General features: G+C 43.1%; 14 protein-coding genes and 1 pseudogene. 10 read left to right on the forward strand and 5 right to left on the reverse strand.

The genetic code is table 11. From position 1 onward, the window contains the following. The 3 genes from CSQ79_RS23405 to CSQ79_RS23415 form a co-directional block, all read left to right on the forward strand. Positions 1–273 (forward strand): NADH-quinone oxidoreductase subunit D-related protein (locus CSQ79_RS23405; protein ID WP_502693961.1); only part of this gene is annotated, 273 nt, incomplete at its 5' end. Next, positions 273–1,460, forward strand: a complete 1,188-nt coding sequence (locus tag CSQ79_RS23410; protein WP_099703526.1) for a class I SAM-dependent methyltransferase — start codon at positions 273–275, stop codon at positions 1,458–1,460. The genes CSQ79_RS23405 and CSQ79_RS23410, both read left to right, overlap by 1 nt. An 844-nt stretch (positions 1,461–2,304) precedes the next feature. Beyond that, positions 2,305–2,751, forward strand: a complete 447-nt coding sequence (locus CSQ79_RS23415; protein WP_099703527.1) for a CAAD domain-containing protein — start codon at positions 2,305–2,307, stop codon at positions 2,749–2,751. A gap of 236 nt (positions 2,752–2,987) precedes the next feature. Here the strand turns inward: CSQ79_RS23415 and CSQ79_RS23420 are convergent, their stop codons facing one another. The 3 genes from CSQ79_RS23420 to cpcD/petH all read right to left on the reverse strand — a co-directional run bounded on the left by CSQ79_RS23420 (position 2,988) and on the right by cpcD/petH (position 6,928). Next, the gene (locus CSQ79_RS23420; RefSeq protein ID WP_099703528.1) at positions 2,988–3,977 is read right to left on the reverse strand and encodes an S-layer homology domain-containing protein; all 990 of its coding nucleotides are present in this window, start codon (positions 3,975–3,977) and stop codon (positions 2,988–2,990) included. 115 nt (positions 3,978–4,092) lie between these two features. Continuing rightward, the gene (locus tag CSQ79_RS23425) at positions 4,093–5,409 is read right to left on the reverse strand and encodes a homoserine dehydrogenase (protein ID WP_289501493.1); all 1,317 of its coding nucleotides are present in this window, start codon (positions 5,407–5,409) and stop codon (positions 4,093–4,095) included. 214 nt (positions 5,410–5,623) lie between these two features. After that, positions 5,624–6,928, reverse strand: coding sequence for a bifunctional rod-capping linker CpcD/ferredoxin--NADP reductase PetH (gene cpcD/petH, locus CSQ79_RS23430; RefSeq protein WP_099703530.1), 1,305 nt, complete (start codon positions 6,926–6,928; stop codon positions 5,624–5,626). A gap of 527 nt (positions 6,929–7,455) precedes the next feature. Here cpcD/petH and CSQ79_RS23435 point away from each other — a divergent pair. The 3 genes from CSQ79_RS23435 (at position 7,456) to CSQ79_RS23445 (ending at position 11,841) form a co-directional block, all read left to right on the forward strand. After that, positions 7,456–8,469 (forward strand): phosphoribulokinase, encoded by a 1,014-nt coding sequence (locus CSQ79_RS23435; protein ID WP_099703531.1) that lies wholly within the window; start codon positions 7,456–7,458, stop codon positions 8,467–8,469. Between the two features lie 111 nt (positions 8,470–8,580). Then, positions 8,581–11,310 (forward strand): valine--tRNA ligase, encoded by a 2,730-nt coding sequence (locus CSQ79_RS23440; protein WP_099703532.1) that lies wholly within the window; start codon positions 8,581–8,583, stop codon positions 11,308–11,310. A gap of 90 nt (positions 11,311–11,400) precedes the next feature. Next, positions 11,401–11,841, forward strand: a complete 441-nt coding sequence (locus tag CSQ79_RS23445; RefSeq protein ID WP_099703533.1) for an HmpF-related protein — start codon at positions 11,401–11,403, stop codon at positions 11,839–11,841. 63 nt (positions 11,842–11,904) lie between these two features. Here the strand turns inward: CSQ79_RS23445 and CSQ79_RS23450 are convergent, their stop codons facing one another. After that, complete coding sequence (locus CSQ79_RS23450) at positions 11,905–13,944, reverse strand: ABC1 kinase family protein (protein WP_099703534.1); 2,040 nt, start codon at positions 13,942–13,944, stop codon at positions 11,905–11,907. 305 nt (positions 13,945–14,249) lie between these two features. Here CSQ79_RS23450 and recN point away from each other — a divergent pair, with 305 nt between their 5' ends. Next, positions 14,250–15,983, forward strand: a complete 1,734-nt coding sequence (recN, locus tag CSQ79_RS23455; RefSeq protein WP_099703535.1) for a DNA repair protein RecN — start codon at positions 14,250–14,252, stop codon at positions 15,981–15,983. A gap of 79 nt (positions 15,984–16,062) precedes the next feature. On the opposite strand, the gene CSQ79_RS23460 is transcribed toward recN, so the two are convergent. After that, a complete protein-coding gene (locus CSQ79_RS23460) occupies positions 16,063–17,478 on the reverse strand; it encodes an AAA-like domain-containing protein (RefSeq protein WP_099703536.1) in 1,416 nt (471 codons plus the stop codon). A gap of 1,377 nt (positions 17,479–18,855) precedes the next feature. On the opposite strand from CSQ79_RS23460, the gene CSQ79_RS23465 reads away from it, so the two are divergent. The 3 genes and pseudogenes from CSQ79_RS23465 (at position 18,856) to CSQ79_RS23475 (ending at position 22,077) form a co-directional block, all read left to right on the forward strand. Next, positions 18,856–19,719, forward strand: a complete 864-nt coding sequence (locus CSQ79_RS23465; RefSeq protein ID WP_099703537.1) for a type 1 glutamine amidotransferase domain-containing protein — start codon at positions 18,856–18,858, stop codon at positions 19,717–19,719. 49 nt (positions 19,720–19,768) lie between these two features. Beyond that, positions 19,769–21,474, forward strand: a pseudogene (locus tag CSQ79_RS23470) (thiamine pyrophosphate-binding protein). Positions 21,475–21,666: 192 nt separating this feature from the next. Next, positions 21,667–22,077, forward strand: coding sequence for a nuclear transport factor 2 family protein (locus CSQ79_RS23475; protein WP_099703538.1), 411 nt, complete (start codon positions 21,667–21,669; stop codon positions 22,075–22,077). Positions 22,078–22,101 lie beyond the last annotated feature (24 nt).

Consider the following 22,101-nt stretch of genomic DNA (forward strand, 5'->3'; position numbering starts at 1 on the left):
AATGGCTTTGATTACCAGTATATTGGCAAGAAAGTCGCACCCACGTTCAAAATCCCCAAAGGCGAACATTATGTTCGGATAGAAAGTGGCAAAGGTGAGTTAGGCATCTACATCATGGGTGATGATCATGTCTTTCCTTGGCGGTGGAAGATTCGTCCAGCAGATTTCAATAACTTGCAGATTTTGCCGCACCTTTTGCGGGGTGTCAAAGTAGCTGATATTGTGACAATTTTGGGTAGTGTAGATATCATCATGGGTTCTGTAGACCGTTGATGACGCAATCGGTGAGTGATTCTAATCCAGCGTTGTGTGAGGCGATCGCGCTGCGGATCGCCCAAAGTCCGCAGCACCGGATTACCTTTGCGGAATATATGGATTTAGTGCTGTACCATCCTCAGTACGGCTACTACAATACTCATGCCACGAAGCTTGGTAAGCAAGGCGATTTTTTTACTTCACCACACTTGGGCACAGATTTTGGCGAATTACTCGCCGAACAATTTCTCCAAATTTGGGAAATTCTAGAAAAACCTGTTCCTTTTACATTACTGGAAATGGGAGCAGGGCAAGGTATCTTAGCGTTAGATATCTTGAACTATCTCGAAGGGTGCTATCCAGATTTTTTAGCGGCACTCAGTTATGTCATTATTGAGCGATCGCCTTCTTTAATTCAAGAACAGCAACAGCGACTTCAAAAATACCATAATCATATTCAGTGGCAGACACTCGAAGAAATTCCAGTAAACTCGATAGTTGGTTGCTGTTTTTCTAACGAATTAGTAGATGCGTTACCTGTACATCAAATTGTCATCGAAAACGGACAATTACGCGAAATTTATGTCACAACCCAGACAGCAAGTACTTCTCACGCAACATTTACAGAAGTCGTAGGCGAACTTTCAACAGCGAGAATCATCGAATACTTTGACTTAAACAAAATTGCCTTACCTTCTCCTACCTATCCTGAAGGCTACCACAGTGAAGTCAACTTAGCAGCTTTAGATTGGTTGAAAATGGTAGCAGCACGCCTACAAAGAGGTTACTTGTTAACCATTGATTACGGCTATTCAGCTAACCGCTACTATAATCCCATTAGGCAAGGAACGCTACAGTGTTACTATCGCCATCATCGCCACAACAATCCATATCTATATATTGGGCAACAGGATATCACTGCTCATGTAGATTTTACAGCGCTGCAAGCATGGGGTGAATTGTGTGGTTTAACAACAGTAGGTTCAACTCAGCAAGGATTGTTCTTGATGGCTTTAGGGTTAGGAAATCGCATTGCTGCACTGAGTACGTCGCCACAGCAATCACTAGAAAAACTGCTACAGCGCAGGGATAGCTTACATCAACTCATCGATCCGATGGGGCTTGGTGGATTCAATGTCTTAGTACAATCTAAAGATGCGATCGCGGATACGCAATTAAAAGGTTTAAGTTTGCCTTTAATCTGAGCCACGGATCGCAAGCAATCTGCTAAAGTTGGCAAGAGAGGTAAATGTAATCTTATGTCTTGTTGCGCTGATTAAGCTTCTATTCTTCAATCCAGCCTCGAAGACTCTGTTTGCTAACTAACTGAACTTAGAAATTTGATATCCTTCAGTTCGAGACTTTCGCACTTGGAAACTCTGGACGTGTAGTTCTTTCAATGAAAGCACGATCTTTCGCAAGTGTGAGTAATTTTTCTATAACAGTAATTAAAGTAAATCTAAAGTTCTCAAAGGAGACAAGATGAACACTCATGACTTGTTAATGCTGATATTACTACTTACTCCTGGTATTCTTCTTTCAGTTTTGATTATGGCTACTTTTGCGGCTGGAGGCTGATATTGGCTTGGAATGTAGTGTATTTGTACTTTAAAGTGTTACCTCAGTGCGAACGTTAATTTTAGTACAGTAAGCTAAACAGCACATCACTTATCATATAGCCACAGCGCATAGCCATCAGATAATGATTTTCACAACGCGCTGGAAGAGAAAAACAGATGATATGCTAAGCAAAACTAGTTTTAGAGCAGTAATTGCATAAAAAACAGTAATTGAAGGCTGAAAATTTAGTAAAATCAGCTATCTTAGTTTAAGTGTTTACACGCAAAAGGAGGATATATTACTCTGTCTTCTGACTTGATTTACAATATCACCTCTCTATCTTGGAGTTGATGAAGCAGATTTGTGAGTCAAGTATTGTAAAAAGAAATCGAAAAGACTTTATCTTTGTCAATCTTAGCGGTGCTATACGTTTAAAGTATCACCGGAAAACACTCGTCAAAGTTGTCATTTGAAAACAACGTTAAAACTATGGAATCACAAGTGCAACCACCGGAATACGCAAACCCTACTTCTTCGGAAACGATAGGGGTATCAGATTCAGCACCTTCAGGATCTTTAGCCTTGCCACCTTCTACACAAGACGAACAATGGCGGCGAGTTGGATCGCAAATTTCTGAATTTCTCGCACAGCTACCTGAGTACATTGGCAGATTTTTCAACGAGTACAAGCAGCCAATTATCACTGTTGGTTTAATCCTGGCAGCTATCATTACCGTCAAGGTAGTTCTAGCTGTATTAGACGCACTGAATGATATTCCACTACTCTCACCAACTTTTGAATTGGTGGGTATTGGTTATTCAGTTTGGTTTGTGAATCGATATCTACTTCAAGCTTCCAAACGGCAAGAGTTATCACAAGAACTGCAATCGCTTAAAAAGCAAGTAATCGGCAGTCAACAACTACCAGAATCATAAATAGGTCTGAAATTACCAGCATAAAAGATATAAGGGCGAGGGGATTTGTGTCTTAGCAAAACCTACGCCCATTTATTGTGTCAGGCATTTATCTTATAGTGATTTATGTCTTGAAGCTAACGCTTTTGACTACAGCTATCGAAACAAAACCGATCTCTACTGGTTTTTTCTTTATGAGTCCACGTCAAGAGACCTAGTTTGTATAGCTGCGAAGAAAGTTGCTAAGTATTTTGACGTCACTGTTGCACTACATATTGAGATTGAATTGGTTCGACTCTACCTGCACGAACTAAAGCTTGGTAAATAGAGGCAGTCACTTCAGCACGACTAGCATCGCGGTTTGGTTCTAGGACATTGGTTTCAGGATAATTAACGACTAAACCAGCATCAGTTGCAGCAGCTACCTGTTCAACTGCCCACTTAGGAGTTTGATCGGCATCTCCAAATATACCCAGTACTTGAGTAGGATTTTGTGGAGTTGGTAGATTTAAACCACTGGCAAGGGCAACTAATACTTGGGCACGAGGAATTTGTTGTTGTGGTTGAAAGATATTTCCTGGGTAGCCTTGCATAAAGCCACTTCTAATCGCACTACCAATCGCTGGAACTCCCCAGAAATCAGCAGGGACATCAGTAAAAGCGATCGCCTGTTCTCCAGGACCTAGCTGCTGATCAAAAGCAGCTTGTAAGATCGCCGCAAATTCTGCACGCGTTACGGGTTCATCGGGACGAAAATAGTCGCCAGCAAAGCCACTGACAATCCCACGTGCCGAAAGTTCGTCAATGAATGGACGCGCCCAGTGATTTTCGGGAACATCAACAAAAGCAATTGGTTGCAGTTGTTCTGGAGTAGGAGAAGGAGTCGGTGTTGGTGTCGCTTGGGGAACGGGTGCTGGAATTGGAACAACGCCAGCAAAAGGTCGTGGTTGTGCGGGTGCAAGTGCTTCAGGTGACGGTATGGTAGGAGCTACTGTAGGGAGTGGTATTATCGGTGCAACAGTTGCAGTTGGTGTTGGAGTTGGGGCAACAGTAGGACTAACAGTGGGTGAGGGCGATGGAGTTGATAGCCCAGGAAGACCAACCCAGTCAAAACCGCGATCGCGACGACCAATTGACCAAAATAAAATGGCTCCGATGGCGCTAAAAGCAACCAAAATGGCGATAAACTCGTCAAATCCTAAGGGACTTCTTGGCGATGACGGTGGGTCGGGAGGGAGATTTGTCATCTGAATTACCCAGATAAGCGTAAAATCTAACTCTTAAAAAATTAACCTACAGGTGCAAATTTTGAAATACTCCATTTTGGAGAGTTTTACTGAAAAATCGCGGATAAATTTGCTTTTAAAGAACTCGTAGTACGCTAGGAATGCTGTCTACTGCTTCGAGGGTGCGAATTTCATCCAAAGATGAGTGAAAATTGCCTTCGCGGACATTGTGGGTGACAACAACAATTTCGGCTAGATCGCCTTGCAAACCAATTTGGACGATCGATTCTAGGCTAACGCCGTAGTTGCCAAAGCAAGTTCCTAATTTCCCGATCACACCAGGGCGATCTTTGGTGAGAAAACGAGCATAAAATCGCGTTGTCAGTTCAGCCATTGGGGCGATCGCACAATAATCTTGATGCGAACAAGCAAGTAAAGGATTGGATTGCGTTTGTACCTGATTACTTTTTGTTTTCAAGACTGCGGCAATATTCATAATATCTGAGACAACAGCACTCGCCGTCGCCCCAGCCCCAGCCCCAGGACCATAAAACATCACTTGTCCTAAGGGTTCACCTTCGATCAGAATCGCGTTATAAACTCCATTAATACTTGCTAAAGGATGCGATCGTGTTACCAGTGTGGGGTGCACTCTTACTGAAAGTGCTGAGGTAGGTTGTGTCCGTTGAGCAATCGCTAGCAGTTTAATAACAAACCCCAGTTTATCGGCATACGCAATATCTGCTTGGCTAACGCTACGAATTCCTTCACTATAAACTTCTTGTAGCTTGATACGTCCGCCAAATGCCAAAGAAGCTAGAATCGCAATTTTGTCTGCGGCATCTAAACCATCAACATCTGCACTCGGATCGGCTTCAGCATAACCAAGTTTTTGAGCATCGGCTAAAACTTCATCAAAGTCACTGCCTTCAGTTTGCATCCGTGTCAGGATGTAGTTTGTTGTGCCATTAACAATCCCTGTTACTGCCTGAATGCGGTTAACGCTTAAAGCTTGCTTGAGTGGTTGAATCACAGGGATACCGCCGCCCACTGCTGCTTCTAGCATGACGTAAACTCCAGCCGCATTTGCCGCTGTAAAAATTTCATCTCCGTAACGCGAAATTACGGCTTTATTGGCAGTAACAACGTGTTTGCCGTTCTCAATTGCTTTAAGGATGAGCGATCGCGCGGGTTCCAATCCCCCTAAAACTTCAACAACAATATCAATTTCCGGATGAGAGACTATTGATTCTAGATCAGTTGTCAATATCTCTCTAGGGAGGTTTAAAGTACGGTCTTTATCAAGCGATCGCACTCCAATTCGATAAATTTCAATTTCTTCTAATAATGGATGGCGTCCAGCAGTATCAAATAGTACCTGTGCAGTACCCGTGCCGACGGTTCCTAATCCTAGTAAACCAACCTTAATCACAGTTTTTTCGTACCAGTTCACCAAAATTGAGGAGTCAGGGGTAAGGGGTCGGAGGTCAGGGAATTATCTTGATGATATTCCTGAAATCGTGACATCTTATACCTTGAAATACATCTTCAGGCATAAATTTCTTGGTCTTCTCCACGAATAAATCCGCTTTTTTGAAAACCAATTATTATGCTACAGGAATACACTTTTGTTCTTCCCCTAACCTCTGACTTCTGATTCCTGACCTCTAGTACGTTTCTACGTGCCAGCGACCAGCCTTTTTCATTTGCTTTTGGTAGTCCATCCAGTCAACGCCGTCTTTAGCAGCAGCAGCTGATAGCGCCTCATCGATGCCACCTTCCATGCCTTTCAAACCGCAAATATAAGTATGGGTGTTATCCTGTTGAATCATTTTCCATAATTCATCAGCATGTTCAGCCACGCGGTCTTGAATGTACATTCTACCGCCTTGAGGATTCTTCTGTTCGCGGCTAATAGCGTATGTCAAGCGGAAGTTATCAGGATATTTTTGTTGAATTTCTTCGAGTTCTTCCTTGTATAGGACATTGGGAGTCGTAGGAATTCCAAAGATTAACCAAGAAAAACCCTTAAATTCATAATCTGGGTTTGCTGCTTTTTCCTCATCCTTAAACATGCGCCACAAGTAGGCCCGAAAAGGTGCGATACCTGTTCCTGTAGCAAACATGATGACATTAGCGTTGGGGTCGCTCGGTAGCAGCATTTCTTTACCGACAGGTCCGGTAATTTTCACATCTGCACCAGGTTCGAGATGACACAGATAAGTTGAGCAAACACCGTAGACAGTTTCTCCTGTTTCTGGATGCTTGTATTCTAGTTGCCGGACACAAAGCGATACCGTTTTATCGTCAACATGATCTCCATGCCGTGTTGATGCAATCGAGTATAACCGTAGTTTTTCTGGTTTACCCTTTTTATCAGTTCCAGGGGGAATAATACCAATACTTTGACCTTCAAGATATCGTAAATCTCCTTCAGAGATATCAAAGATCAGGTGCCGGACAGTACCGATACCACCTTCACCAACTAACTCTTCATTCGAGACACACTTACCAACAAAAGGAGCATTCGGGCGATAGATGTTAACTGGAACATCAGCGTGCGATTCTTTAGCCTTTGCTTGAGTCATAGGCTTGCCTTTTTTTTCAGAATTTAGCTTTTGATCATCTGATTTGATGGCATTACCTTCGCTTGTAGTAGTCGTAGATGTGGCTACAGCGCCATTTCCTTGACTTTTACTTGCTTTCATCTTCATTACTGAAGAACCATTTACTGCGCCATCAGCGCTCAGGGAGTGAATGCTAGCAATTTTGCCGCCCATCCGAGTGATCCGCCGCATTTCTTGATTCATACGGCTGTAAGGCACTCTGATAAAGACACTACCGCTTTGACGGATGGGATAGTTAGTTTTGTCAGTTTCTTCGTTCTGACGTAATCCCACTACTTCGTAAATAAAAACGCGGCTACCAGATACTGTATTGGCAGCACCATCAGCGGCGCTTGAATTGTACATCGATGAATTTTCTCCGAACCCTACTTAACTTGTTACTGAACAAATCTGCCCACAACAAATTTTACTGCCGGACTTGGTAGTAAAAAATATTTAAAGACATTAGCTTTGTTCATATGAACCCCTACGACGCTCACTCGCTATTGATCAGCAATTGCAGCAATGACACCTGAGCTTTTATCACCCTATCGGGTAAACAACTTGCATAATGTCAAGAGTGAGTCAGTTTTGAATTTTTTTATAAAAATGCGCAACTAAACCTTAGCATAAGTACTGAGACAGAAGATAACGCTTACATCAGCCTTGTAGAGTAGTTTACATTCTGGTAGGATCTACTATAACAGTAGGACTAAATACTTAACAGCTATATCTCCCGTCTCCCAAGTTGGGGATTGCTGGAGTGTAACGCAAATATGCTGTCTCCTGTAAAGAGTTCTGTGGACAAGCCACCACAGAAAGCGGATCAACAGAATAACCTTTGGGCTAGCGAAAACTTAGCAATTGACTCATCTTGTTGTTAGAGGACACCTATGACCAGTAAGCCGGACCGCGTGGTTCTAATTGGCGTTGCCGGAGACTCCGGATGCGGGAAATCCACATTTTTACGCCGTTTAACAGATTTATTTGGAGAAGAATTTCTCACAGTTATCTGTCTCGATGACTATCATAGTTTGGATCGCAAACAGCGTAAAGAAACAGGAATAACTGCACTTGACCCTAGAGCAAATAATTTTGACCTAATGTACGAGCAGATTAAAGCGCTCAAAAATGGTCAAGCGATTGATAAACCGATTTATAACCACGAAACCGGCATGATCGACCCGCCAGAACGGGTAGAGCCGAATCATATCATTGTGGTCGAAGGTTTACATCCGTTGTACGACGAGCGAGTGCGATCGCTCCTCGATTTCAGCGTTTATCTTGATATCAGTGACGAAGTCAAAGTCGCGTGGAAAATTCAACGCGATATGGCAGAAAGAGGTCATCGTTACGAAGACGTGATGCAAGCCATCAATGCCCGTCGTCCCGACTTTGAGGCGTATATTGAGCCACAAAGAGAATTTGCTGATGTGGTTTTGCAAGTGTTGCCCACCAATTTAATCAAAGACGACAAAGAGCGCAAAGTATTGCGGGTACGAATGCTGCAGCGCGAAGGTAAAGAAGGCTTCGATCCAGTGTATCTATTTGACCAAGGTTCAACAATTCACTGGACGCCTTGTGGTCGAAAACTGACCTGCTCATATCCTGGAATGCGATTATTCTACGGCTCAGATGTTTACTATGGTCGCTATGTTTCGGTGCTAGAAGTCGATGGTCAATTCGACCGATTGGAAGAAGTCAGCTACATTGAGACGCATTTGAGCAATACTTCAACCAAGTATCCTGGCGAAATGACGCATTTATTGCTACAGCACCGCGAGTATCCTGGCTCGAACAATGGTACGGGATTGTTCCAGGTGTTAACAGGCTTGAAAATGCGGGCGACTTATGAGCGCTTGATGGCAGCTAAAAATAAAGAAGCAAAGGTTGCTGTTCAGGTTTAGAAGTGAGTGCTTCATAAGTTTTCTGGGGGCGCAGCACAATGCGTCCTTTTTTTTCTTCCATCACCCTGTGGCAAAATCTTATATAAGCTGTCCTCATTTAGTCTTCCCTCCATGACCGCAACTGTGACAAATCTGCCCAGCCTCTACGAACCCTTCTCCACTGAAGCCAAATGGCAGAAATCGTGGGAAGAAAACCAAGTTTACACAGCTAGCCCTGAAAATGGCGGCGAACCATACTGCATCGTGATTCCTCCGCCAAATGTTACGGGTAGTTTGCACATGGGACACGCCTTTGAAAGTGCCTTAATTGATACGCTGGTGCGCTACCACCGCATGAAGGGACGCAATACGTTGTGGCTTCCTGGTACGGATCACGCGAGTATTGCGGTGCAGGCAATTTTAGAAAAACAACTGAAGGCTGAAGGCAAAACGCGCTACGACTTGGGACGCGAGAAGTTTCTCGAACGCGCTTGGCAATGGAAGGCAGAATCAGGTGGCACAATTGTTAACCAGCTACGACGTTTGGGTGTGTCGGTAGATTGGTCACGGGAACGCTTCACAATGGATGAAGGCTTATCGAAGGCGGTTTTAGAAGCTTTTGTGCGGTTGTATGAAGAAGGGCTGATTTATCGCGGAAACTACTTAGTAAATTGGTGTCCGGCTACGCAGTCGGCAGTGTCTGATTTGGAAGTGGAAAGTCAGGACGTTAACGGGCATTTATGGCATTTTCGCTATCCATTAACTGATGAATCGGGTTATGTAGAAGTCGCGACTACGCGCCCTGAAACAATGCTGGGCGATACAGCAGTGGCAGTTAATCCGAATGACGATCGCTACAAGCATTTGATCGGCAAAATGCTGAGATTACCAATTCTCGGTCGGGAAATTCCTGTAATTGCGGATGAATTGGTTGAGATGGAGTTTGGTACGGGGTGCGTTAAAGTGACTCCCGCGCACGATCTGAATGATTTTGAGATGGGCAAGCGACACAATTTGCCGTTTATCAACATTATGAACAAGGACGGTACGCTGAATGAAAATGCCGGACTGTTTCAAGGACAAGATCGATTTGTTGCCCGTCAGAATGTGGTGCAGCGGCTAGAAGCGGATGGTGTTTTAGTTAAGGTAGAGGAATATAAACACACAGTACCGTATAGCGATCGCGGTAAAGTTCCCGTTGAACCGCTACTTTCAACGCAGTGGTTTGTCAAAATTCGCCCCTTAGCCGATCGCACTCTGGAATTTCTTGACGATCGCAATTCACCGGAGTTTATCCCGCAGCGTTGGACAAAGGTTTATCGCGACTGGTTGGTTAACCTCAAAGATTGGTGTATCTCGCGTCAATTGTGGTGGGGGCACCAAATTCCTGCTTGGTACGCTGTCAGTGAAACGAATGGAGAAATTACTGATACAACGCCGTTTGTCGTAGCGCAGAGTGCGGCAGCTGCTCAAGAAAAAGCGACTGCACAATTTGGGAAAAATGTCAAGCTAGAGCAAGACCCTGATGTTTTAGATACGTGGTTTTCTTCAGGATTATGGCCATTTTCGACTTTGGGCTGGCCTGAGCAAACTCGTGACTTGGAGTTTTATTATCCTACTTCCACCTTGGTGACAGGCTTTGACATCATTTTCTTCTGGGTTGCCCGCATGACAATGTTGGCAGGACATTTTACCGGACAAATGCCATTCAAGGATGTGTATATTCACGGCTTGGTGCGGGATGAGAATAACAAGAAAATGTCGAAGTCGGCAAATAATGGCATCGACCCATTGATTTTGATCGAGAAGTATGGTACTGATGCACTTCGCTACACTTTGATTAAAGAAGTTGCAGGCGCAGGGCAAGATATCCGGCTCGAATACAATCGCAAAACGGATGAATCAGTCTCAGTAGAAGCATCGCGTAACTTTGCGAATAAACTGTGGAACGCCGCGCGGTTTGTGATGATGAATTTAGACGGGCAAACACCACAACAGTTGGGTTCACCTATTAGCAGCGAATTAGAATTAAGCGATCGCTGGATTCTCTCGCGGTTCTATCAAGTCGTGCAGCAAACAAGCGATTACATTGATAAGTACGGATTGGGTGAAGCAGCGAAGGGACTTTACGATTTCATCTGGGGTGATTTCTGCGATTGGTACATTGAACTTGTGAAATCGCGTCTGCAAAACAAATCAACAACAGCTTCGCGACAAGTAGCTCAACAAACACTAGGATATGTTTTAGAAGGCATTCTGAAACTTCTGCATCCATTTATGCCACATATTACTGAAGAAATTTGGCATACGCTGACACAAGCAGATGCAAATCAATTTTTAGCGCTGCAATCGTATCCAGAGGTCGAGCAAAACTTGATTGATTCAGAATTAGAACAAAAGTTTGACCTACTGATTGGTACTATTCGCACAATTCGCAATCTACGTGCTGAGGCGGATATCAAGCCTGGAATTAAAGTCACAGCAATTTTGCAGAGTGAAAACGCTAATGAACGTGAGACTTTGACACAAGGGCAATCGTATATTCAAGAACTAGCAAAAATCGAAACATTAAATATTACGGCTACTGTAGATCAACTTGAATCAGCGATTGCTGGTGTAATTGGTACGATCCAAGTACTGATTCCACTAACAGGTGTCGTTGATATCGAAGCCTTGCGAGCAAAGCTCAAGAAAGATATTACAAAACTTGAAGCTGAAGTAAAGACACTTTCTACACGGCTCAATAATCCTAACTTTGTTAACAAGGCTCCAGCTGAAGTTGTCCAAGGAGCAAAAGCAGCGCTCACAGAAGCTGAAACACAGCTACAAATTCTCCAAGAACGGCTACGTCGTTTGGCTTAACTTCTCTTGTTTTTTAACGAACCCCTAATAAAGTGTTACAGATAAAATTACTCACCCCTCACCCCTCACCCCTCACCCCTCTATCAGGCAATGCGACATTTGGCTCAAGTGCAAAAACACCAACTTTCTGGTAAGTTGAGTCTCCGGTTACTGGCGGTTCAAGAAGCTGAGTATACTTGGGTCATTCTCACTGAGGAGAAAGTGATTCCTCCTGCTGAAGTACTAACAAGCCCTGATGCTGAACAATTGCATGAAGGTTTACTGGTTTTATTAGAGTTATCTCCTAGAGGGGAAATTAAACAGATTGAAAATGCAACAAACTGGGTGCTGGAGTTAATTAAAACTTATTTAACCAGTGGAATTACACCAACATTTTTGCAGCAGGAAACCGAAAGAGCAGAACAATGGCGGCAGACTTTAACTTTACAAACGCAGGAATTGGCACGGCGATCGCTCGAAGTTGAAGCGCGTCGAGAACAAATTCAAGCTTTAGAAGAAAGTTTGAAGAGGGAGAGAGAAGGAGAGAATTGAGGAGCGAGGAGTTAGTGAATAGTGAAGTTAAAAGAGAGGAATGTCTTCCTCTCTAAATATTACCTACACTTTTGCTTTCGCTGGAATAGAAACAAGTGCAGGTCTGGGTTTAACTTGACCGTTAGTGTATGCTGGTTCGGGTGAGACGAGTACTTCTCGAATCAAACGGGCGATCGCACGCTGGGCTAGGCGGCTAGCAACTTGTTGACCCATGCGCTGTAATTCAGGTTTTAACAGTAACTGTGGTATCTGGGGCGCGATTTTTGAGGCATCAAAGCCTTGCGTGTCTTGAAGGATATTCCAAACACGCTTAATATGTTCTAACGTTTGTTCTTGCTCAACGGATGCATTTGGTGTTTCCTCAATTGCCCAAGCGAGGCGATTAGCTAGAGGCGCTTTAAGAATGCGATCGCGTAGGTTACTTGTGACATTTTGTAGAGTATTCTGACCTAAAGCGTCAATACCTTTAACAATTTCATCCACCAGATTATTGCGAATAAAAGCACCGCGTTCGGAAGAGAGAAACTCAATTGTTTGATCTAGAACTTGATTGAAATCATATTCTTGGCTACTACGTGCATTACGTAATAAGTTCTCTAAGCGATTCCAGCGAAAACTACCGTCTCTAAAGAGAAGATCGCGTAAAGACGCGCGTAATTCTGGGGCTGGATCTGTTAATAAACGCTTGGCAACATAAGGATAAGCTGCACTCAGAACTTTAAAGTTGGCATCGATATTAATGGCAATTCCTTCTAGCGTCACCAGCGATCTAATAATCAAGGCGTAATATGCTGGAACGCGGAAGGGATATTCGTACATTAACGCTGATAACTCATCAGTAATATTTTTAATGTTTAACTCTGCAACACTTGCGCCTAAAGCATTGTTAAAAACTCGTGCTAAAGCCGGAATAATTGGAGTTAAATCGGTGTCTGGGGTGAGAAAATCGAGCTTGACGTAGTCGTGAGCTAAACCCTCAAAATCGCGGTTAACCATGTGAACAATCGCTTCGATCAAACCATAGCGTTGTTGCGGTTTGATTTCGCTCATCATGCCAAAATCGAGATACGCTAGTTTTCCATCAGGAGTCGCTAGTAAATTGCCTGGGTGCGGATCGGCATGAAAGAAGCCATGTTCGAGTAACTGGCGCAGTGAACATTGAACACCAACTTCCACAAGATAACGCGCATCAATGCCTTGGGCGCGAATCGCTTCTGCTTGAGTTAGTTTAGTTCCTACGATCCACTCCATCGTAAGGACACGACGCTGTGTATACTGCCAATAAATCTTGGGAACATAAATATCTTTAATGTGACCATAAAGCTGGGCAAAGCGTTCGGCGTTTTCTCCTTCGTGGATGTAATCCATCTCTTCAAAGATGCGATAACCAAACTCATCTAGAATTGCGACTAAGTCGCTACGCACCCGCTTGATGTTGTTTGCCCATGTAGCAATGCGGCGTAGTATGTAGAGATCTACTGTGATGCATTCACGTAAATCGGGGCGCTGAACTTTAACGGCAACAGTTTCCCCAGTTTTTAACTTGCCTTTATAAACTTGTCCTAAAGAAGCCGCAGCGAGTGGCTGGGGTGATAGTTCGGCGTAGATGTTTTCGGGGCGATCGCCGAGTTCTTCTTCAATAAATTGATAGGCAATTTCGTTGGGAAAGGGCGGGAGTTGATCTTGTAGCTGTGTTAATTCTTCTAAATATAAAGGGGGAACTAAATCAGGTCGAGTCGATAATGCTTGACCAATTTTGATATACGCAGGTCCCAATCGAGTTAGAAGTTCGCGTAACTGAATTGCGCGACGCCGTTCATTTTTGACTGCGCGGCTACGCTGTTTGTCCCACCATAAACCAAAGGCAAAGCTGATAACTGGGAATAATACTCTGAGTATCCGCCCAAACACTTCGAGTGGTCTATGGCGAAAATACTCGGCGATCGCAATGGGATCGTAGCGTATGGTTTCTGGTTCTACGTTACTTGCAATCACTGAATGATGTGGTATTCGTTCCTCTACTACGGTTAGATTATTTCCTTGCATAACTGGGGTTGGCACACGCTCATCAAGTCTTATTGAAGGTGAATATTTTCCGTTCATGAATCTCTAACCGCTGTAGCGGAACTATGTTAATAATTGTAACAAATTTTGCGACAAGCTTCATGTTTTTAGTTGTTTTGTTGGGGATACAGTAATTACCGCGTCGCACAGTTATAAGTTAAGAAACTTCTTTTAACTCAAAACTCTCAAAGTACCTCGTCAAAATGCGTTAGTTTGATTTTGGTATCCAAATCAGCGATCGCCCAAAAAAAGTGAGCGAGCTTGTCGCGCGTTCCTCATAATGAAAGATAGTGTCTCCTAAATTGCCAGCCTGCGGCATCTGCCCTCACGGTGAATTCAACATTATGTTAATCTGCCTGCGGATCGAAAACTTTGCTTTAATTGATCAGCTAGAACTAGAGTTTGGGGCTGGTTTAAATGTTTTAACGGGCGAAACTGGTGCGGGAAAGTCTATTATCTTAGATGCAATCGATGCGGCTTTGGGAGGTAAAGTTTCTAGTCGCGTCATTCGCACTGGTACAAATCGGGCGTTAGTAGAAGCAACGTTCAAACTCGATAGTATGATTCCTTGGTTAACTGCCCAAGAAATCGAATTAATCGATGAAGATTGTCTTGTCTGTAGTCGTGAAATGACGACAACAGGTGGTAGCCTCCGCAGTCGTTCGCGGGTGAATGGTATTCTCGTGAATCGCCAATTAATGGCAGAATTGCGCGATCGCATTGTCGAAATTACCGCGCAAGGGCAAACAGTACAAGTAGGACAACCTGCACAAGTTCGCGATTGGTTAGATGCTTACGGTGGTGCAGCCCATGTACAACAAAGAGAAATTGTCACCGCTGCATTTGCAGACTATCAACAAGCAAAAACCGTACTCGAAAAACGACGACAATCTGAACGCGATCGCTTGCAACAACTCGATTTATTGACATATCAAGTTCAAGAACTGAAAACCGCAAATCTTGCCGAACCTGATGAATTTGAACAACTCGAACAAGAACGCCAGCGATTAAGTCACGTTGTCGAGTTGCAGCAATTGAGTTACCAAGTTTACCAAGCGTTGTATCAAAGCGACGATGACGCGCCTGCTGGTGCTGATTTACTCGCGCAATCAGAAGCAACTTTAACCGATATGGTGCAGTATGATGCGCAGTTGCAATCAATTTTGGATTTGGTCAGTGAAGCTTTAGCAAGTGTAACAGAAGCAGGACGGCAAATTAATGCTTACGGTGAAGGATTAGAAGCCGATCCGCAGCGACTTGTTGAAGTCGAAGAACGCATTCGCGAACTCAAGCAAATTTGTCGGAAATATGGTCCAACACTACAAGATGCGATCGCCTATTATCAGAAAATTGCCGCCGAATTAGAAGAACTGAATAGTAATGAATACTCGGTTGAAGCTTTAGAACAACAAGAACAAAAATATCTCAAGAAATTAAGTCAAGCTTGTCACAAATTAACAGATTTACGCCAAACTGCGGCGGCAAAACTAGAAGCGCGATTGATTGCAGAACTTAAGCCTTTGGCAATGGAAAAGGTACAGTTTCAAGTGGAAGTGACGGCGACATCTCCTACAGCAATGGGCGCAGATAAAATAACGTTCTTGTTTAGTCCGAATCCTGGCGAACCATTACAACCGCTGACAGCGATCGCTTCAGGTGGCGAAATGAGTCGCTTTTTATTGGCATTGAAATCATGTTTTTCCGAAGCCGACGCTGTGGGAACATTAATATTTGATGAAATTGATGTTGGAGTTTCCGGAAGAGTTGCACAGGCGATCGCTGAAAAATTACACCAACTTAGTCAACATCATCAAGTTTTGTGTGTCACACACCAACCTCTAGTTGCAGCAATGGCAGATCGGCACTTTCGTGTTGATAAAGTTGTGGAGGAAACTTCCACAACTTCTGATTTGCGTACCCTTGTGCGAGTCACCGCACTTAATAACTTCATGACACGCCGTGAAGAACTCGCAACTTTAGCAGGTGGTAAATCGGCACATGATGCGATCGCATTTGCAGAATCGTTACTGACGCAAGCTGCACAACGTCGCGTACCTTTGCGAGAATTGGAGCGCTAATAATAGTCTTGATATAGTCAGTATCCTGCTTTGAGAAATAATATCTCTTTAGCCAAACAACTAGACTATCATCGAGTAGCTAGTGATTTAAGCGGCATGCCTCACTACCTGCTTGTGTTGAAGCTAAGCATTGCGTTATCCTTAAAACTTCCAAATTGCCGCTGAAGTAAGCGCGAAAATATTGACCATATAACTTGCAAATGGGTGTTACCTGATTGCCTTGCAAATGCACTAATCCCATACGTTGCAACTTAAAAGCCTGTATTAAATCTATCTCCACTGGCGATGGTGCAGCTACAACCCGACCAAAAGCTATTGCCAGTTCTGGATGCTGTTGTAGATGCCACAATTGCTGTTGCAAGTGATTGCGATAAATTTCAAACGAGATATGAGATGTTTGCAACAATTGCTCCAAGGTGACATCGTGATGCCAAATATGATATAGCGCTAACTGTACCAAATAGGGATGCCCTCCTACTTGAGCTATCAGTTGCTCCGCCTCTTCAGATGACCAATCTAGTCCATACCGCAATGCTAAATCTTGCACTTGAGAACTTGTAAACGCACGTAACTCAATCGGCAACCCCACATTAAACGGCGATTTATTCACATTCAAGGGGATATATATTTGTGTTGAATGCGCAACGACTAACCGGAGTCTTTTCCAAATTTCTCGATTTTTAGCTTCCTCATGCCAAGTTCGCAACATCCCAAAAAATTCGTCAGCTATCTCAGGATATTGGAACAAGAGGTCAACTTCGTCTAACCCTAATACTAAAGGCTGTGTTGTTTCAGCCAGCAGATATTGCTCAAAATACATTTTGCTGCTGATTTTACTGCCAAACGTCTCACTCCAATAGTTTGCTAACTGATTAGGCATTTGTACACTTAATCCAACACTGGCACAGAACCACTGCAAAAATTTATTCAAATCTTGGAAAATTGTCTTATCTGCTAGCTGAAAGTTTAAAAGCACAGTTCGATAGCCTTTTGTTGCTACCTGATCCAAAATCCGCGCCATCAACGAAGTTTTTCCCATTCGCCTAGAAGCTTCGATCCGGATTAGTGCCCCTGGCTGCACAATTGTTTTGTAACAATCAGTGTCACTAGGAAAACGCTCGACATAAAAAGCTGAATATAAAGGTACTTGACTTCCTGGAAATTCCGGTTCTAACTCAAGTGTTGATTGTGCAGTATACATCGCCTCCAATTGCTCAATTTGTCGTGCTGGTTGGAAATAATCACCAGGCTCTAAAGACAGATTGAAAGCCCTAAAGCAGCACTTTAAAGTTTGCTTATCGACTCCAGATTCGCATTTAAATACTTTCATTAGGGTGTCCACAGACAATCCTGTGTACTCGTTCAAGGCTTCGAGTGTATAACGGTTGCCAGCATTTTGCCATGTTTCTGCATGGGATTTAGCTGCTTGGAGTTTCTGAAATCCTTGAGGTGTTAATATTACACCCCGCCTACGCCTGTATTGTTGTCCATTCATCTAGCATCGTCACTCCTTGATTTTAGTTTGATGTGCTTAAGACTTATTTTCATTTTTCCTAAGCACAGTTAGTTGTCCTGCACCAAACTAGCTTTGGTTCTAAATTGCGTTTATGTTTTTTCAAAAAAGAAAAATTATTTTACACTCGATAACATCTCTTGATGAATATTAATAATTTAGTTATATATTGTTTCTATTTGAGTTATGCACATCCGCTAGGAGTTGCTAATAGTAATTGTTCATGACTATAAGCTCTTAGGTTCTCTTCTATGTATTGATTCACGAATCATTTAAAAGCACTATATATCTTGAATACATTCATTCGCTGGAAACGATAACTATTGAACTTACCTTCAAGAGTTGTAGAAAGAATAAAGTTGAGAAGTCGGTGGGCGTAATTATGTATCGCAAATTTTACGTTTTTTAATGGTTAATTGTTGCTCTGCTGATCATTAAATATTGACCGATAACATCTTTTAATTTCTTTTTTTTACTTATTTATTTTGTTTGAAATATTCTATAGATTCAATCTTGTGTACCAAATTCATCAGATTTAATTTGAACGTGATAACAGTTAATAACAACACGTTTTAAACATCTATAAAACTCAATTGCTGTAGTTATTAATATAAGCTAGTTTGTTTAGCACTAACAACCAGAAAAAGTTGGAAAAGGTGCGCACTTCAAACCATTGTTTTTAACGTTTTGTGAAAAAATTGATAAAAAGTAAGATTTAGTTGCACAGATGTCTGAATTAAATTCTGCAGAACGAGTGGCGATTGCTTACTAACACGCCAATACTACGGTAAAAAATCTTGAAGTGAATATAGTGCATAAGTAAGAGAAAAATGTAGTTCCACGCTGCGATCTCTATCACAAGTATTTTAGCAATTGCATCACATTTCATTAATTTATCCATAGAAAAAAACACAATTTCTGCAGATAAGAAAACTTTTCCGATTTTAAGCAAACTTACACTTGCAATCAATTCACTCTAATAACAGTTGAAACCTTTACTGATGCTGGATTTGGGAACTTTCTGAATATAAATCCTTAAATTTGTCCTTAAAAGCCTAAACTTTGGTTGATCAAAATGAGTTGAGAGTAGAAGCTAGATTTAGTTTTTCAATGAATCGATTACAAATCAAATAACTATTTATCAACTTATTATCGCTGAAGATGAAATAAAGTTAGCTAACAAATTTCTTCGCTTTGCGATCGCACTGTTAGTAGTCGTACTTTTAAAGCTTTCAGATGGGTATTTAATCGCTAATTCAACTTATTGCCTAGGATTTCGCTTTTGAGACTGGCGATCGCAGTTACAAGGTATGACAAGCAGACTAATCGCAACAAGATTACGTAAAAGGAGAAGAGTGAGTGAAAAAGATTTTATTTGCTTTATCAGAGTGGGGATATTGGGGCGAAGAACTGATTGGTCCCTTAGAAGCATGTGATTTAGCAGGATACGATATTACGTTCTTGACCCCAAACGGAAAGAAACCAACTCCATTATCAGTCAGTTGCGCACCAGGCTACATCGATCCGCCTTTGGGACGGTCGGTTACGTCAGAAGAAATGGCTGAAAAAACACGCAAAGTGCACGAGTCGGAGCGACTGGATAATCCTAAGAGTCTTGCTGACTGGTTTCCTCAGCGAGCCTACCCCAGTTCTGCGACCTACCTCAGAGACATGGAAGCTTATTACAAGGAAATCGACAAGATTATCACCGAGGAATTAACTGAATACGATGCTCTCGTGATTGTCGGTGGCAGCGGGGCAATGGTCGATTTAGCTAATAACCAGAGATTGCATGACCTTATCTTAGGTTTTTACAAGTTACAAAAACCAATTGCTGCTGAATGCTATGGTGTTGCCTGCTTAGCATTTGCACGAGACTTTAGAGAGAAAAAGAGCTTAATTTGGGGTAAGCACGTCACTGGGCATCCGATTGATTATGACTATCTAGATGGTACGGGATTTGAAGGTCATCATGCAATTGATGGTACTAACAAAGGATTTGGAGATGGGTATATCAACTTTGGTCCTCCCTTCTATCCGCTAGAATTCATTCTCCGCGATGCTGTTGGCTCAGATGGTGCTTTTATCGGCAATGTAGGGCATCAAACATCCGTTCTTGTTGATTTTCCTTTCATTACCAGTCGCTCAACTGCTTCCTCTTGTGAGTGTGGTCGGATATTAGTGCAAGTGCTGGAAACAGGACTGACTCGTTACGGGTGGTAGCCCAATGAAAACGCTGAAAGAGCTACAGACCATGCACAAGGCAGAATTTATGACACGCAAAACTGGATGCTTTGCCATTTTAGAGCAATTTCTGGCAGATGGTATTCGTTACATTTTTGGCAACCCTGGTACTGTCGAGCAAGGTTTTCTAGATGCTCTGCGGGCATACCCAGATTTGAAGTATATCTTGACATTGCAAGAAACAGTTGCAGTAATGGCAGCCGATGGTTACGCGCGGGCAACCCAGAAACCTACTGTAGTTCAGATCCACAGTAGTCCTGGATTAGGGAATGCGATCGGAGCACTTTACCAAGCAAAGCGGGGTCACTCACCACTAGTGGTTATCGGTGGAGATGCTGGAATTAAGTATCAGGCAATGGATGCTCAAATGGCAGCTGACTTAGTAGCTTTCGCTGAACCAGTGACCAAATGGTCAACGATGGTGATGGAACCATCCTCGCTTCTGCGCGTGCTGCGACGAGCGATCAAGATTGCTGCGACTCCTCCTATGGGACCTGTGTATGTTTGCTTACCGCAAGATATTTTAGATGCGCCTGTGGTTGAAGAAGTAAAACCAACTTCGTTCCCTTCTACCAAAGTAGTGCCCGACGAGGATTTACTCAAGGCTGGAGCGACGATGTTGGCAGCGGCTCAAAAGCCGATGATATTTGTGGGCGATGGAGTGGCGTTTTCTGGCGCACAAGATGAACTAACTCGCGTTGCTGAACTCTTAGGTGCAGAAGTGTGGGAAGCCGATGCAGGGGAATTGAATATGAGCCATGTCCATCCTTTGTATCAAGGTGCAACAGGGCATATGTTTGGCGCTCAAAGCTTACCTATTGTATCTAAGGGAGATGTCAACTTAGTTTGTGGAACTTACCTTTTACCAGAGGTCTTTCCTGAACTAGGTGATATCTTCGCTTCTGAGGCTAAGGTGATGCACATTGATCTCAATGCCTACGAGATTGCTAAAAATCACCCTGTTGATATCGGGATGGTCAGCGATCCGAAACTGACACTTGCGAAGTTGGCAACCAACCTAGAAGCAATAATGACAGCAGAACAGAAAGCAGAGGCTAAAGCTCGAACTGCTGAAATTGCTACAGCGAAAGCAGCTAAACGCGAAAGTGAGTTAGAACGCGATCGCCACCTTCAGGATGCGGTACCTCTATATTTGTCTCGTTTTATGGCAGAACTGGCAACGCAACTACCAGAGGATGCAATTATCTTCGATGAAGCTTTAACCAATTCACCTGCGGTGACGCGCTATCGACCAACACTAAACCAGGGCACTACTTCCTGACTCGTGGTGGTTCCTTGGGCGTGGGCATACCAGGAGCGATTGGTGCCAAAATTGCCAACCCTGACAAGATAGTAATTGGCTTTACAGGTGACGGTGGAGCGATGTACACCATTCAAGCACTTTGGACAGCGGCTCGCCACAATGTAGATGCTAAGTTTGTTGTCTGCAATAACAGATCTTACCGCATATTGCAGTTGAATATCCAAGCTTACTGGCAAGAGCAGGGTATTTCAGAGCATGATTTTCCGCTGAGTTTTGATTTGTCTAAACCTGCTATCCGCTTTGATGAAATAGCGCGATCGCTGAGTGTTGAAGCTGTCCGAGTTGAAAAACCAGACGAGATTGCTCCGGCTATCAAGCAAGCTTTGTCACATAAGGGACCATTTCTCATTGACCTGGTTTTAGAAGGTAATGTGCATCCAGAGATGATTGGGGTTAGGTGTGGACAGTAGAACCAGACTCTCAGCGCTGGTTTTAAGTGGTCTTCGTCCTTATTTCAATTTAAATCTCCGCCCATATACCTAAAGCATCACTTTCATCCAAGGATACTAAGGATACTATATGCTCCCCTTTAGACTGTTTTATATCAGCTTATCAACCCCAAACATTGATAGATCTGTCAACTGGTATAAGGATATCTTGCAATTCGAGATCTCAACGCCCGTCATTTTTATGCCCTCGATGGACTCAGTAGCCTTATTCCTGGCGATCCTGGTACTAATTGGGCAGCGACATTCACACCCGATGGCACATTTTCTATTGTCAGAGCCAATGGAGACGTTGTTATTAAAGCGACAGGAACTCAAGAATTACTTCGTGCTTACAAAACTTTTCCAGATGTGCAAACGACTCGGCACTGGATCAATGACCTGATCGTAGAGCCGAATACTCAAGGTGCTAAAGGGGGGTGCTACATCATTGCCATGAATATCAAGAATGACCCCGCTACTGTTATTAGAACCGGAGTTTACAGGGATCAAATCGTAAAAATGGGTAGAAATTGGAAATTTAAAAGCCGGACTCTCATCCTTGATGCAAATAGCCCAGCAGGTTGATTGAGTTTGATTTTCCAGTTAGAA

It is taken from the genome of Gloeocapsopsis sp. IPPAS B-1203, assembly GCF_002749975.1.
In the GTDB taxonomy this organism is placed as follows: Bacteria; Cyanobacteriota; Cyanobacteriia; order Cyanobacteriales; family Chroococcidiopsidaceae; genus Gloeocapsopsis.

Excerpts from the sequence above, each read along its gene's own strand:
- CSQ79_RS23410 (WP_099703526.1), top strand. The coding sequence starts at position 273 with ATGACGCAATCGGTGAGTGATTCTAATCCAGCGTTGTGTGAGGCGATC.
- CSQ79_RS23415 (WP_099703527.1), top strand. The coding sequence starts at position 2,305 with ATGGAATCACAAGTGCAACCACCGGAATACGCAAACCCTACTTCTTCG.
- CSQ79_RS23420 (WP_099703528.1), bottom strand. The coding sequence starts at position 3,977 with ATGACAAATCTCCCTCCCGACCCACCGTCATCGCCAAGAAGTCCCTTA.
- cpcD/petH (WP_099703530.1), bottom strand. The coding sequence starts at position 6,928 with ATGTACAATTCAAGCGCCGCTGATGGTGCTGCCAATACAGTATCTGGT.
- CSQ79_RS23435 (WP_099703531.1), top strand. The coding sequence starts at position 7,456 with ATGACCAGTAAGCCGGACCGCGTGGTTCTAATTGGCGTTGCCGGAGAC.
- CSQ79_RS23440 (WP_099703532.1), top strand. The coding sequence starts at position 8,581 with ATGACCGCAACTGTGACAAATCTGCCCAGCCTCTACGAACCCTTCTCC.
- CSQ79_RS23445 (WP_099703533.1), top strand. The coding sequence starts at position 11,401 with ATGCGACATTTGGCTCAAGTGCAAAAACACCAACTTTCTGGTAAGTTG.
- CSQ79_RS23450 (WP_099703534.1), bottom strand. The coding sequence starts at position 13,944 with ATGAACGGAAAATATTCACCTTCAATAAGACTTGATGAGCGTGTGCCA.
- recN (WP_099703535.1), top strand. The coding sequence starts at position 14,250 with ATGTTAATCTGCCTGCGGATCGAAAACTTTGCTTTAATTGATCAGCTA.
- CSQ79_RS23460 (WP_099703536.1), bottom strand. The coding sequence starts at position 17,478 with ATGAATGGACAACAATACAGGCGTAGGCGGGGTGTAATATTAACACCT.